At 55.1% G+C, this 13,926-nt stretch carries 16 protein-coding genes; 4 read left to right on the forward strand and 12 right to left on the reverse strand.

From position 1 onward, the window contains the following. Positions 1-88 precede the first annotated feature (88 nt). Positions 89-436 (reverse strand): YacC family pilotin-like protein, encoded by a 348-nt coding sequence (locus tag C7434_RS13525; RefSeq protein WP_006117717.1) that lies wholly within the window; start codon positions 434-436, stop codon positions 89-91. Between the two features lie 159 nt (positions 437-595). Here C7434_RS13525 and cueO point away from each other — a divergent pair, with 159 nt between their 5' ends. Beyond that, positions 596-2,197 (forward strand): multicopper oxidase CueO, encoded by a 1,602-nt coding sequence (cueO, locus tag C7434_RS13530; protein ID WP_133745540.1) that lies wholly within the window; start codon positions 596-598, stop codon positions 2,195-2,197. Between the two features lie 2 nt (positions 2,198-2,199). Here the strand turns inward: cueO and C7434_RS13535 are convergent, their stop codons facing one another. After that, positions 2,200-3,483 carry a cystathionine gamma-synthase family protein gene (locus tag C7434_RS13535; RefSeq protein WP_033740287.1) on the reverse strand — a complete coding sequence of 428 codons (1,284 nt, stop codon included), beginning with the start codon at positions 3,481-3,483 and terminating at the stop codon, positions 2,200-2,202. A gap of 234 nt (positions 3,484-3,717) precedes the next feature. Between C7434_RS13535 and hpt the strand changes: the two genes are divergently transcribed. After that, on the forward strand, positions 3,718-4,263 hold the full coding sequence (gene hpt, locus C7434_RS13540) for a hypoxanthine phosphoribosyltransferase (RefSeq protein WP_006117719.1): 546 nt from the start codon (positions 3,718-3,720) through the stop codon (positions 4,261-4,263). Positions 4,264-4,322: 59 nt separating this feature from the next. On the opposite strand, the gene can is transcribed toward hpt, so the two are convergent. After that, positions 4,323-4,988, reverse strand: coding sequence for a carbonate dehydratase (gene can, locus C7434_RS13545; RefSeq protein ID WP_033740288.1), 666 nt, complete (start codon positions 4,986-4,988; stop codon positions 4,323-4,325). Positions 4,989-5,094: 106 nt separating this feature from the next. Between can and C7434_RS13550 the strand changes: the two genes are divergently transcribed. Then, positions 5,095-6,021: an ABC transporter ATP-binding protein gene (locus C7434_RS13550; protein ID WP_133745541.1), complete on the forward strand. Its 927-nt coding sequence runs from the start codon at positions 5,095-5,097 to the stop codon at positions 6,019-6,021. After that, positions 6,018-6,788: an ABC transporter permease gene (locus tag C7434_RS13555; RefSeq protein ID WP_006117722.1), complete on the forward strand. Its 771-nt coding sequence runs from the start codon at positions 6,018-6,020 to the stop codon at positions 6,786-6,788. The genes C7434_RS13550 and C7434_RS13555 overlap by 4 nt, the downstream gene beginning before the upstream one ends. A gap of 51 nt (positions 6,789-6,839) precedes the next feature. On the opposite strand, the gene panD is transcribed toward C7434_RS13555, so the two are convergent. From panD to thpR, 9 genes are all read right to left on the reverse strand, one after another. Next, complete coding sequence (gene panD, locus C7434_RS13560; protein ID WP_033740289.1) at positions 6,840-7,220, reverse strand: aspartate 1-decarboxylase; 381 nt, start codon at positions 7,218-7,220, stop codon at positions 6,840-6,842. A gap of 51 nt (positions 7,221-7,271) precedes the next feature. Continuing rightward, on the reverse strand, positions 7,272-8,126 hold the full coding sequence (panC, locus tag C7434_RS13565) for a pantoate--beta-alanine ligase (RefSeq protein WP_033740347.1): 855 nt from the start codon (positions 8,124-8,126) through the stop codon (positions 7,272-7,274). 15 nt (positions 8,127-8,141) lie between these two features. Beyond that, a complete protein-coding gene (gene panB / locus C7434_RS13570) occupies positions 8,142-8,936 on the reverse strand; it encodes a 3-methyl-2-oxobutanoate hydroxymethyltransferase (RefSeq protein ID WP_033740290.1) in 795 nt (264 codons plus the stop codon). An 83-nt stretch (positions 8,937-9,019) separates the two neighbouring features. After that, a complete protein-coding gene (folK, locus tag C7434_RS13575) occupies positions 9,020-9,505 on the reverse strand; it encodes a 2-amino-4-hydroxy-6-hydroxymethyldihydropteridine diphosphokinase (RefSeq protein ID WP_006117727.1) in 486 nt (161 codons plus the stop codon). Continuing rightward, positions 9,502-10,920 carry a polynucleotide adenylyltransferase PcnB gene (gene pcnB, locus C7434_RS13580; RefSeq protein ID WP_203232196.1) on the reverse strand — a complete coding sequence of 473 codons (1,419 nt, stop codon included), beginning with the start codon at positions 10,918-10,920 and terminating at the stop codon, positions 9,502-9,504. Before pcnB ends, folK begins: the two co-directional genes overlap by 4 nt. Positions 10,921-11,006: 86 nt before the next feature. Further along, on the reverse strand, positions 11,007-11,888 hold the full coding sequence (gluQRS, locus tag C7434_RS13585) for a tRNA glutamyl-Q(34) synthetase GluQRS (RefSeq protein ID WP_133745542.1): 882 nt from the start codon (positions 11,886-11,888) through the stop codon (positions 11,007-11,009). Between the two features lie 70 nt (positions 11,889-11,958). Further along, positions 11,959-12,414 carry an RNA polymerase-binding protein DksA gene (gene dksA / locus C7434_RS13590; protein WP_006117731.1) on the reverse strand — a complete coding sequence of 152 codons (456 nt, stop codon included), beginning with the start codon at positions 12,412-12,414 and terminating at the stop codon, positions 11,959-11,961. Positions 12,415-12,661: 247 nt separating this feature from the next. Then, positions 12,662-13,366: a DNA/RNA nuclease SfsA gene (gene sfsA, locus C7434_RS13600; protein ID WP_133745543.1), complete on the reverse strand. Its 705-nt coding sequence runs from the start codon at positions 13,364-13,366 to the stop codon at positions 12,662-12,664. An 11-nt stretch (positions 13,367-13,377) separates the two neighbouring features. Continuing rightward, positions 13,378-13,905, reverse strand: coding sequence for an RNA 2',3'-cyclic phosphodiesterase (thpR, locus tag C7434_RS13605; RefSeq protein ID WP_133745544.1), 528 nt, complete (start codon positions 13,903-13,905; stop codon positions 13,378-13,380). Positions 13,906-13,926: the final 21 nt, after the last annotated feature.

Genomic DNA, 13,926 nt, shown 5'->3' on the forward strand with positions numbered 1-13,926 from the left:
ACATTGCCATAAAAATCGGCGAAACATCATAGCTAACTATGATAGTCGTTGCACGGTCAAATGTCTGACGGGAGAGCGGGCTGGGGAGCTACTTTACATAGGCAAGCAAGCTGAGAGAATCTCTGGCCAGCGACTTACATTTTTTGTCGTTGGCAATCGCGATACCGCTTAAATCACGGTAACTGTCTTCACCCAGGGCTTTCATGTTGTAGTTGTTGTAATTGCTTAAATCCCAGCGGTTTTGCTGGGCAAAAAACACCAACGCCTTGCGGATCTGCGCATCGGGCAAATCCTGATAGCCACAGTCGTTCTTGAGATAAACGAATACCGCAGTCAGATCGGCAAGATCTTCTGCTTCGGATTCGCTCAGGGCAAAGCTGGTGGAGGAGAAGCCGAAGAGTCCTGCCAGTAGCAGGATCCTGATGCTCTTCTTCATAGATATTCTCATGTAATAGTCGTCTGAAAGACGTTAGCACAGTTGTGTAAAGATTTTCGATCAATTTACGATTTTTGGGGCATTCTGCCTGCTGATGCTTGACCTTGCCATAAGGGCAGGGTTTAGGCTTGAAGTCATTTCGTTACAAGGATGCGGATTATGCAACGTCGTCACTTTCTGAAACTGAGCGCGGCACTGGGTGCTGCAGGGGCGCTGCCGCTCTGGAGCCGATCCCTGATGGCGGCCAGTCGGCCACTGCTGCCGGTTCCTTCCCTGCTGGACGCGGATGCGAAAGGAGAGTACAGCCTGACGGCGATGCCGGGCATCAGCCAGTGGCAGGGCAAAGACGTACCCACCTGGGGCTACAATGGCAGCCTGTTGGGGCCCGCAATTCGGCTCCAGCGTGGCAAGGCGGCCACCATCAATATTCATAACCGGCTTAGTGAAGCGACGACCCTGCACTGGCACGGTCTGGAAATCCCCGGCGAGGTGGACGGTGGACCGCAGGGAATCATTGCGCCGGGCGCCACGCGTCAGGTGACGTTTACGCCGGACCAGCCTGCCGCCACCTGCTGGTATCATCCTCATCTGCATGGCAAAACGGGTCATCAGGTTGCCCAGGGGCTGGCCGGCATGATTGTGTTAGAGGATCAGCCGTCAGGGACGCTTCGTCTGCCTAATCAGTGGGGCACCGACGATGTTCCACTGATTTTTCAGGACAAACAGCTCACCTCATCCGGTGACCGCATCGATTATGAGCTTGATATTATGCGGGCCGCAGTGGGCTGGTTCGGCGACATGATGCTGACCAACGGTGCACAGTATCCTCAGCATGCCGTACCGCGTGGATGGTTACGTCTGCGTTTGCTTAATGGCTGCAATGCCCGTTCGCTGCATCTGGCTGCCAGCGATAAACGCCCACTGTATGTGATTGCCAGTGACGGCGGTCTGCTGCCTGAGCCGGTAAAGGTCGACTCCCTTCCGCTCCTGCCGGGCGAGCGCTTTGAAGTTATGGTCGATACGTCCGATGGCAAGGCTTTTGATATCGTGACGCTACCTGTTTCGCAAATGGGCATGACGCTGGCTCCCTTCGATCGGCCCCTGCCGCTGGTCAATATCATTCCGCTGCGGATCATGGCCAGCGCGACTTTACCGGATCAGCTAGCCACATTACCGGCCATACCGAAAACGGACGGTCTGTCATCGCGCTGGTTACAACTCAGTATGGATCCCCAACTGGATCAGCAAGGTATGCAGGCGCTGATGGCACGCTATGGCGCGAAAGCGATGGGGAACGGCGCGCACCATGATATGGCTATGAGCGGTAACGATCATGCGATGCAGCACGACAGCGCGTCCCAGGGAATGGATCATCAGAAGATGGACCATGACGGGATGGCCGCGCCTGCCTACGATTTTCACAATGGCAATAAAATCAATGGTCAGCCATTTGATATGACGCGGCCAGCCTTTGATGTGAAGCAGGGCACCGTTGAAAAATGGACCATTTCCGGTGAAGGCGACAGCATGCTGCATCCTTTCCATATTCACGGCACCCAGTTCCGTATTCTGTCTGAAAATGGCAAGCCACCTGCGCCACACCGTCAGGGCTGGAAAGACATGGTCAATGTCGACGGCTGGCGTAGCGAAGTGCTGGTGCGCTTCAACCACCTTGCCGCCGCCGATCATGCGTATATGGCGCATTGCCATTTACTGGAGCATGAAGACACCGGCATGATGCTGGGCTTCACCGTGACCTGATATCAGGCCTGCGCCAGCGCCAGACGGATATCCTCCACCAGATCCCCGGCGTTCTCGATACCGATGGATAAGCGTATCGTCGCGTCGGTGATCCCGATGCGCTGACGCACTGTATCCGGCACGCCAGAATGGGTGGTGGTGGCAGGATGGCTGGCAAGCGATTCTGTCCCGCCCAGACTGACGGCCTGTTTAAACAGCGTCAGGGCATTCAGGAAACGAAACGCTGCAGGTTGTCCGCCGACAATGTCAAAAGAGAAAGTTGAACCGGCCCCGGTGCATTGTTCCCGATAGGTTCTGCCTGCCGGGCTGTCTGCATCCAGATACGGTAACCAGTGCAGGGCGGCGACATCAGGATGTGTACGTAAAAAGGCGGCGACGGTTTCAGCGTTGTGGCAGGCTTTTTCCATGCGCAGCGACAGCGTTTCCAGCGAACGGCCAATCATCCAGCTTGAATGCGGATCAAGCTGAGTGCCAATAGCGCTACGCAGAGCGCGGATCGGCGACATAAGTGTTTTGTTTCCCATCACCGCACCCGCAATCAGGTCAGAGTGACCGCCCACATATTTCGTCAGGGAATACAGCGATAAATCCGCGCCCAGCGTGAGCGGTTGCTGAAAAATCGGCCCCAGTAAGGTGTTATCACAGGCGACGACCGGGCGTGAACCCTGCTGACGATCGATCTCGTCCGCAATACGGGCCATCAGCGCGATATTCACAAGGCTGTTCGTCGGGTTTGCCGGCGTTTCCACCAGGATCATGGCGACGCGTCCCTGCGCCATTGCACGCTGGGCGGCCTCGCGCACTTTGGCTTCATCATGCCCGTCAGTGAAACCCACCGCACGAATATCAAGGTTGTGCAGGGTTTTACTGAGCAGCGTTTCCGTACCGCCGTACAGGGGCTGGGAATGCAAAATCACTTCCCCTGGTCGCGTAAAGGTCAGCAACGCCGTCGAAATGGCCGCCATGCCGGAGGCAAACAGCGCGCAACTTTCTGCCTGTTCGTAGAGAGCGAGGCGGTCCTCAACAATCTCACTGTTGGGATGATTAAAGCGGGAATACACCAGTCCGCCACTTTTACCTTCGGGAGGCTGACGGCGGCCGGAAACATAATCAAAAAAATCGCGGCCTTCTTCTGCACTGTTAAACACAAAGGTGGAGGTCAAAAAGACCGGCGGTTTCACGGCCCCTTCAGACAGGCGCGGATCATAACCGTAGTTCAGCATTTGTGTTTCGGGATGCAGTGGGCGGTCGCCGACGTGCGTTTTTTTACTTGAGGGTGAAGTCATTGAGATCTCCCAATAAGGTCGCTAACTGCATAACGATATGTCGATAAAATCGTATCATGCAGCTATTAATGCGGCTAAATGCCGGGTTGTTCTAAGGTAATGCTGTTTGTGCAACTGCCTGCGCGCAGGTGAAGATTTTTAGTGCACGTAAACGTTTGCGTTCTCTGCGCGGCGTCAGTAGGGACTTCTGTTATGGTAGACTGCGTGGCTTTGTGAGAGACCGGGCTGAAGGCAATGAAACACACTGTTGACGTAATGATCCCTGAGCAGGCAATCGCCGCGCGCATCGCGGAACTGGGCAAAGAAATTACCGACCACTACCGCGACAGCGGCAGCGATATGGTGCTGGTAGGGCTACTTCGTGGCTCATTTATGTTTATGGCGGATTTATGCCGCGTGATTGACGTTCCGCACGAAGTGGATTTTATGACCGCCTCCAGTTACGGCAGCGGGATGTCCAGCAGTCGCGATGTCAAAATCCTCAAAGATCTGGATGAGGATATCCGCGGTAAAGACGTGTTAATCGTTGAAGACATCATTGACTCAGGCAATACGCTCAGCAAAGTGCGGGAAATCCTGCGTCTGCGGGAGCCAAAATCCCTGGCCATCTGTACGCTGCTGGATAAGCCTGAACGCCGTGAAGTCGACGTTCAGGTTGAATTCGTGGGCTTTGCTATCCCTGATGAGTTCGTGGTGGGCTTTGGCATCGATTATGCGCAGCGTTATCGCCATCTGCCTTACATTGGCAAAGTGGTTCCCCTCGAATCCTCAGGCGAGTGACCGCACATTCTTCCAAGGCTCTGACCTCTGGATTCGTGTAGGCTTGTCGCGCGCGAGCGTCAGGGGCGGTGAAAATCGCCACTGACTAACAGGTTAGCCATGCCGTGACGATAGCGTTGCTCCAGGTTTTCGCGGCTGTTCGCGGTAACATTCAGGTTACGCAGGCAGCCATCCTGAATACCGTAGACCCAGCCATGTAGCGAGACTTTACGTCCACGCTTCCAGGCCGATTGCAAGATGGTGGAATGCCCCAGATTGTAGACCTGCTCAACAACGTTGATTTCGCAGAGTTTATCCAGACGTTTATCGGGCGGCAGTTCACCCAGCAACACGCTATGCTTGTACCAGAGATCGCGAATGTGCAGCAGCCAGTTATCAATGAGCCCTAACTCCGGGTTATCCATGGCAGCCTGCACGCCACCGCAGCCATAGTGGCCGCACACGATGATGTGTTCAACTTCCAGCACTTCAACCGCGTACTGCACCACAGAAAGGCAGTTAAGATCGGTATGGATAACCAGGTTGGCAACGTTACGGTGGACAAACAGTTCACCTGGCTCAAGACCGGTCAGACGTTCTGCGGGGACGCGACTGTCTGAACAGCCAATCCAAAGGAAACGTGGTTTTTGCGCCTGAGCCAGTCGCTCAAAAAAACCAGGATCTTCTTTGACCAGTAATCTGGACCACTCGCGGTTATTACTGATCAGGGTATCAATGTCTGTCATGGCGTTAAGCAACCTGTTACTGCGCATTTGCGTGCGCGTACTATAGGCGAAGGCTTCCTAAATTCAAACGGCATTGCAATGCCATAAAACAGGGTATGTATTCAGAATGACCTATGCACTGGAACTTTCCCGGCTGACTAAGACCTATCCCGGCGGCGTACAGGCGCTCAAGGGCATCGATCTTTACGTCGAAGCCGGTGATTTTTATGCGCTACTGGGACCCAACGGCGCGGGCAAATCGACCACCATCGGGATTATCAGTTCGCTGGTGAATAAGTCGGAAGGCAGCGTCCGCGTCTTTGGTTACGATCTGGAAAAAGATGTCGTCAATGCCAAACGCCAGCTGGGCCTGGTGCCGCAGGAGTTCAATTTCAACCCGTTCGAGACGGTCATGCAGATCGTGGTGAACCAGGCCGGTTACTATGGTGTTGAGCGCCGTGAGGCCCTTCAGCGGGCCGAAAAATACCTTAAACAGCTCGACCTGTGGGAGAAACGTCACGAAAGGGCGCGCATGTTGTCTGGCGGGATGAAGCGCCGTCTGATGATCGCCCGTGCTCTGATGCACGCGCCCAAACTGCTGATTCTGGATGAACCTACCGCCGGGGTGGATATTGAACTGCGTCGGTCGATGTGGGTTTTCCTGAAAGATTTGAATGCGCAGGGGACGACCATCATTTTGACGACTCACTATCTTGAAGAAGCGGAAATGCTGTGCCGCAATATCGGCATTATTCAAAATGGTGAACTGGTTGAAAACACCTCAATGAAATCCCTGCTGTCGAAGCTCAAATCCGAAACCTTCATTCTGGATCTGGCCCCGCGCAGCCCGTTACCGTCGCTGGAAGGTTTCCAGTACCGGTTAGTGGATACCTCGACGCTCGAAGTTGAAGTCCTGCGTGAGCAGGGGCTGAACAGCGTGTTTAGCCAGCTCAGCGCACAGGGCGTTCAGGTTCTCAGTATGCGTAATAAAGCGAATCGTCTGGAAGAGCTGTTCGTCGGCCTGACGCAAGGAAAAACAGGAGCAAAAGCATGACACATTTGTACTGGGTGGCGTTAAAAAGCATCTGGGCCAAAGAGGTGAACCGGTTCGCCCGCATCTGGATCCAGACGCTGGTGCCGCCCGTGATCACCATGACGCTGTATTTTATCATCTTCGGTAACCTTATCGGTGCGCGCATCGGCGATATGAACGGCTTCAGCTATATGCAGTTCATTGTGCCAGGGCTCATTATGATGTCGGTGATCACCAATGCGTATGCCAACGTGGCATCGTCGTTCTTTAGCGCCAAGTTTCAGCGCAATATTGAAGAGTTGCTGGTGGCACCGGTACCGACGCACATTATTATCGCTGGCTATGTCGGCGGCGGCGTCGCGCGCGGGATCTGTGTCGGTGTGCTGGTGACCGCCGTTTCGCTGTTCTTTGTGCCGTTTCATGTGCATTCATGGCTGATGGTGGCCATTACGCTACTGCTAACCGCGGTACTGTTCTCGCTGGCGGGACTGATTAATGCGGTGTTTGCCCGCACGTTTGACGATATCAGCCTGATCCCCACGTTTGTGCTGACACCGCTAACGTATCTGGGCGGCGTGTTTTATTCGCTGACGCTGTTACCGCCCTTCTGGCAGGCAGTATCAAAACTTAATCCGGTGGTTTATATGATCAGCGGTTTCCGCTTTGGCTTTCTGGGCATTCACGATGTTCCTCTGACCTTGACCATGTCGGTACTGATTGCCTTTATCGTGGTGTTTTATATCGCCGTGTATTTTCTGATTCAGCGGGGCCGCGGATTGCGGACCTGATACCGGCGAAAAAAAAGCAGCGTTAGCGCTGCTTTTTTTATGCGACCAGACTCAGGCCAGCTGCACCGGCAGGGCTTTCGCCAGACGCTTCATCTGGTTATCACCTTCAAAGTAGGCCACTTTAGGCTGCCACTGGCGCGCTTCTGCATCATCGACCTGGACATACGAGCAGATAATCAGGATATCGCCTTCACAGGCACAGCGCGCGGCCGCACCGTTGACCGAAATGATTTTCGATCCGCGTTCAGCGGCAATGGCATAAGTAGAGAAACGCTGACCGTTGGTCACGTTATAAATATCGATAGCTTCATATTGCAGGATGCCAGAAGCATCAAGGAAATCCTGATCGATAGCGCAGGAGCCTTCATAGTTGAGGTCCGCCTGCGTGACTTTAACGCGATGCAGTTTGCCTTGTAAAACCGTGCGAATCATAGTCAGAAACCTTGTTATACAGCCAAAAAGAGTGACCCTCAGCCTGCAAGACTACTGCGTGAGGTCTACCTGTTGATTATCGATCAGCCGTGCGTTCCCCAGCCAGGCGGCCATTAACACGACGGCTCGCTGACTGTCCACCGTCAGAGGCTGCAGCGTTTCCGCATCACAGATGGCCAGGCCATCCGGACGCAATCCTTTTTCCTGCAGCGACCGCGTTGCGTCTTCAATAATATCGTCAATCTGCCGTTCACCATTAGCCAGTCGGGCGGCCATCGCATTCATCACCTGGCTGAGGCCAGGTGCCAGCTTACGCTCATCTTCAGTGAGGTAGCCGTTACGTGAACTCAGGGCCAGACCGTCCCTGGCTCGCACCGTAGGCACGCCGACAATCTCGATATCGAACCCCATGTCTGCCACCATTTTACGAATGATGGCTAACTGCTGGAAATCTTTCTCGCCGAAGCAGGCGATATCGGGCTGAACCAGATTAAACAACTTGCTGACGATGGTCGCCACGCCGCGAAAATGGCCGGGACGACTGGCGCCTTCCAGTAAAGATGAAAGCACCGGCACTTCGACAAAGGTCTGATTAGCCAGCCCGTGTGGATACACCTCAGCAGGCGAGGGCGCAAAGACGACATCCACCGCATGGCGGTTCAGTTTCTCACAGTCTTCCTGCAGCGTGCGCGGGTAGCGCGCCAGATCGTCAGGCCGATCAAACTGCATCGGGTTAACGAAAACCGACACGATCACAACATCGGCCCGCTCACGCGCTTCATCTACCAGCGTTAAATGCCCTTCGTGCAGATTGCCCATCGTGGGCACTAACGCAATACGTTTACCTTGCTGACGCCAGCGGCGCACTTCACGGCGCAGCATGGGCAGAGTGTCGATGATCAGCACTGCCATTCTCCTGAATTACTGGAAACTGTGTTCCGCTGCGGGGTAGCTTCCTGCTTCAACCTCAGCAATATAGCGGCGAATGGCGGCACGGATGTCGCCTGTCTCCGCCAGGAAATTTTTTGCAAATTTAGGGATATGTCCACCGGTAATGCCAAACGCATCGTGCATCACCAGAATTTGTCCATCAGTCACGTTGCCTGCGCCAATACCAATCACTGGAATTGCCAGTGCCTGCGTTACGCGCTGGGCCAGGGCAACCGGTACGCATTCCAGCACCATCAGCTGTGCGCCTGCGGCCTCAAGCGCCAGCGCGTCAGCCATAAGCTGCTCTGCACCGGCTTCATCACGTCCCTGCACTTTATAGCCGCCAAAAATATTTACGGACTGTGGCGTTAAGCCCAGATGACCACACACGGGCACGGCGCGTTCGGTCAGCATGCGCACGCTGTCGGCCAGCCATGCGCCGCCTTCCAGCTTCACCATATTGGCCCCGGCGCGCATGAGCTGCGCCGCGTTATCAAAAGTTTGCTGTGGTGTGGCATAACTCATGAAAGGCAAATCGGCTAACAGGAGCGCGTGAGGCGCACCACGACGGACGGCGGCGGTATGGTAAGCAATATCACTTACCGTGACGGGCAGCGTGGAATCATGACCCTGCACCGTCATGCCAAGCGAGTCACCAACCAGCAGAACCTGAATGCCTTCGTCAGCAAACAGGCGGGCAAAACTAAAATCGTAAGCGGTCAGCGTCGCGAATTTTTTACCGCTCGCTTTGCACTGACGCAGATGAGAAAGGGTGGTGGGTTTCATGACGATCTCAGCTCAGAAATTCAGATGGACGCATTTTACTGTATCGCGTTGCTGAGCGGAATCTGTGACGCGCGAATAGATGGTCAGCTGTGCCAGGGACGGATGCTGGCGCAGTCAAGCGTTGCCATAAGCGGCTGGAGCGGACGGCCATCAGGCAGGCGCAGATCGGGCGCAATTTCCAGCAGCGGCACCAGCATAAACGCACGGTTCAGCATATCGTAATGGGGGACGATCAGGCGTTCGCTGTGAATCTGCTCTGAACCAAACAGCATAATATCAATATCCAGCGTGCGTGGCCCCCAGCGCTCGGCTTTACGCACCCGGCCATGTTCCCGCTCGATGCGCTGCGTCTCATCCAGTAAGGCCTCAGCCGACAACGTGGTCTCGAGGGCCACCGCCGCATTGAGATAATCGGGCTGATCGGGTGGGCCATAAGGTGGCGTGCGGTAAAAGGACGAGGTGGCGATGCGCTGAACATCGGTGAGCGCATCCAGCGCTGACAACGCTGCATCAATCTGATGCAGCGGATCGGCAAGATTACTGCCTAATGCCAGATAAACGCGCGTCATGACGCGTTAGAGTTATCACGACGGGGCGCGGAAGAACGACGACGCGGGCGGCGCGTACGGCTGCGCGGTGCCGGATCGTCTCCCAGCGTGTTGAGCATGGTTTTCTGCTGCGGCGGCGCAGCGACCTGGAACTCTCCCCACCACTTACTCAGGCGCAGCAGCTCCGGGTTATTTTCCACTTCAGCCCGCAGGGCCAGCAGATCATAAGCCGCACGGAACTTCGGATGCTCCATCAGCTTCCAGGCGCGTTTACCGTGACGACGGGACATGCGTAACTGCAACTGCCAGATATCACGAATCAGCGACGTAATGCGCTTAGGAATAGCCAGCGCGCGGCAGGCTTCATCCAGCGTATCATTCATCGCCAGGGCAAACGCATCGTAATAAGTCAGGCCGCTTTCCTGCGCAATGCGCTCGGCGGCTTCAAGTTGCGGATACCAGAACATGGCCGCGAACAGAAACGCCGGATTAACGCGCATATCATTTTGAATGCGGTTATCCGTATTCTTCAGCACCTGGGCGAGCATGCGCTCCATATGGCTGTCGCCCTGTTCGGTAAAGTTGCGTGCCAGCGTAGGGAACAGCGGCTGGAATAACTGATATTCACACAGTTTTAGCCAGGTGCTGTAGCCATAACCAGCCTGAAGCAGCTTTAGCGACTCTTCAAACAGGCGCGCAGCAGGTACATCGCGTAACAGCGATGCCAGGCGGGGAATGGGCTCTGCCGTTTCAGGAGCAATGCGCATATTCAGTTTGGCCGCGAAGCGCGCGACGCGCAGCATGCGCACCGGATCTTCGCGATAGCGTGTTTCCGGATCGCCGATCAACCGAATGATGCCTTGTTGCAGATCGTTCAGGCCCCCAACATAATCCCGCACCGAAAAATCGGCCACGCTGTAATACAGGCTGTTAATGGTTAAATCACGCCGTTGGGCATCATCTTCAATACTGCCGAAAATATTGTCCCGTAGCAGCATACCGCTCTGGGCACGCTGGGAATTATTGTGATCTTCGCTGTTCTCTTCAATCTGATGATGACCGCGGAACGTAGCCACTTCGATCACTTCCGGACCAAACATCACATGTGCCAGGCGAAAACGGCGGCCAACCAGACGGCAGTTGCGGAACAGTTTACGCATCTGCTCCGGCGTGGCGTTTGTGGTCACGTCGAAGTCTTTAGGCTTCTGCCCCAGCAGTAAATCGCGAACGCCACCGCCCACCAGGTAGGCCTCATAACCGGCTTTATTCAGACGATACAGCACCTTGAGGGCATTTTCGCTGATGTCTTTACGTGAGATGGTGTGGCTTTCACGAGGAATGATGGTCATATGACTCTCAGGTTCAACCTCTGCTGGTGCTTCCTCGTCATCACGCTTCAGGACTTTCCGGCAAAAATTAGCGACTCGGGTAAAAATGGGACACCTCGACAGTGACAATTAGGGTGTAGGTAAAATCAGCGGCTAATCATAGCCTGTTGTGAATCATTTGAGAATGCTGTTGTCTATGCATCCGCTCTCAGGGCGTTATCATGCGGTATCAAAGCGATATTCCACTGCTTCACAGCATTAGACAGCAGTTTCTCCTGAGAATCGTCCTGCCAGCCTTCGCTGACCGGCTGTCCCAGAAACCGTAAGGCCTGCACCAGGCACGGGCGCGGATCGCCATCCGGCAGCGCGGGCGCATGATTTTGCTTAGAAAGTTTGTGTCCGTCAGCAGTGATGGCCAACGGCAAATGCAGATAATCCGGAACGGCCCAGCCAAACTGTCGATAAAGGGCAATCTGCCGCACCGTCGGCTCGATTAAGTCTGCGCCACGCACGATCTCGGTGACGCCCTGATGATGGTCATCAACCACCACGGCCAGATTGTAGGCAAACAGGCCGTCGCGACGATGGATAATAAAATCCTCTTCAGCCAGCCGCCGATCGGCCACAAGCGTGCCCCGTAACCGGTCTTCAAACTGGAAAACCGGCGCATGCTGACGCAACCGCAGTGCCGCATTCTCCGGACCTGAACCTGCATCCCGGCAGTGCCCGTCGTAAAAACCACCCAGCTGCTGAATGCGGCTTCGGCTGCAGGTGCAGTAATAACTCTGCCGGTGCGCTCTTAACCACTGTAGGGCGTCCCGATAAGCGTCATGGCGCTGTGACTGCCACATGACTTCACCGTCCCAGTGCAAACCGTACTGTTCTAACTGGCGCAGAATACGCGTGGCGGCCCCTGCGACTTCACGGGGAGGATCAATATCCTCAATGCGCACCAGCCAGCGGCCATGCTGCGCGCGTGCGCTAAGGTAACTGCCTAAGGCAGCGATCAGCGATCCAAAGTGGAGTTCACCAGAGGGAGACGGCGCAAAGCGCCCGATACAGGATGAGAATGCCATAGGTTTCATGAACCAGACGGCGGAAAAAGAGGGCCTTTTCCCGCCGCATGGCTGCAGTCAGACGGCAACATTAGCCCGCCATTTGCTTCTCACGAATTTCTGCCAGTGTCTTACAGTCGATGCACAGATCGGCCGTCGGACGCGCTTCAAGACGGCGGATACCGATCTCAACGCCACAGGAATCGCAATAGCCAAAGTCGTCATCTTCAACTTTCTTCAGCGTTTTTTCGATCTTTTTAATGAGCTTGCGCTCGCGATCGCGGTTACGCAGTTCCAGGCTGAATTCCTCTTCCTGAGCGGCACGGTCAACCGGGTCCGGAAAGTTAGCGGCTTCATCCTGCATGTGTGTAACGGTGCGATCAACTTCGTCCCGCAATTGATTACGCCAGGCTTCCAGAATCTTGCGAAAATGGTCCAGTTGCGCGTCATTCATATACTCTTCGCCCGGCTTCTCCTGATAAGGCTCCACCCCAGCGATGGCGAGAATACTCAGGGACGATGTTTTACGGTTTTGCCCTTCTTGCATGTTGTTTCTCCTGGATAACACGCACTATACCCTTCGATTGCCATCGGCCAGTATATTCACACTAACCTTCATTGATGACGCACTCTTGGGTACATCGATCCCCCAACGGGGAAAAACAGGCCGCTATAAATAACAGAAGCTGTCAAGGTTGGCAATTATTCCTGCGCCCATCTTGACAAGCCTGTGAGGAACAGCGTAGTTGGCCCCTGACAGAAGATAGTCCTATCACAGAAGGATGCCACTGATATTACAACGTTACGTCAACAGCCGTTGTAATAAACATGCCTTCTGATGACAGTTCTGCCCGGTACGCCAAAATTTCCACGCCACTCAGCCGCGCCTGTACCAGTTGTTCTGCGTAAGCCGCATCGATGTGACGCGCCGGGGAAACGTCCTCAATCCCCGAGTGCAGAACGGCAAACAACAAAACGGCCCGATGACCTTCTGCCGCAGCCTGACTCAGCTCGCGCAGGTGTTTTTGTCCTCGAATCGTCACCGCATCCGGAAAATAGCCTTTACCTTCCTGTAAAAGCGTTACGGATTTCACCTCAATATAGCACTCAGGTCGGTCCTGTGCTGTAAGCAGGAAATCAATTCGACTTTTTTCGCTGCCGTATTTTACTTCAGCCCGACACGCTTCGTAGCCCGACAGCGGCAGAATTCGGTTTTCGCTTAACGCCTCCTTTACCAGTTGATTCGCGCGCAACGTATTCACGCAAATCCAGTGGCCTTGCTGCGTCTCGGTCATCTCCCAGCTGTGCGGGTACTTGCGTGTCAGGCTGTTGGACGTGGAGTACCACACGGTATCACCCGGCGTTGCACAGCCGGTCATGGCGCCGGTGTTGGCACAATGGATGGTGAGCGTTTCGCCTTCTGGCGTAATGACATCCGCCAGAAAGCGTTTGTAACGGGTAATCAGACGTGCCGGTTTGAGGGCGGGAGAAAAAAGCATAGGGCTCCTGATTATGACTGTAACGGCCAGGTGGCCAGTGTCCGGTAGCGCGTCCGCCCTTTTACGTACTCTGAGGCAAAAAGCGAAAACTGACTGGCCGTAAAGCGCCAGAGAAAGCCGCGAGCGGGCAGGGCAACGGGTTGCGTCGCCGAGCGCAGCAGGGTGATGTGTGGATGAAAAGGCTGAGCGGGCTGCTCACAGCCGTGCCGGGCGGCCTGGGCGCGCAGCAGACTTGCCAGCTGCAGCAATCCCCGGGGTGGACGCTGACAGCCCAGCCAGACCACGCCGGGGCGCGGCCAGTGCCCCGCATCATCTAACGTCACATCAAAAGCAGGCTGATGGATGCGCGAGGCCAGGGTTTGCAGCTGTTTTGAGGTCTCCGCTGAGACCTCGCCCAAAAAAGCCAGCGTCAGATGAAGGTTCGCGGCCGCAATCGGGCGACCTGCCTCCTCACTGAAGGTCTCAGCTCGCCACTGCACCAGTTGCTGTTGCAGGTCTTCGGGTGGGGCAATAGCAAAAAATAAGCGCTGTAACGCCATGGCGGTCTCCGGTAATCCTCA

Source organism: Pantoea sp. PNA 14-12 (assembly GCF_004364735.1).
Taxonomy (GTDB): domain Bacteria; phylum Pseudomonadota; class Gammaproteobacteria; order Enterobacterales; family Enterobacteriaceae; genus Pantoea; species Pantoea stewartii.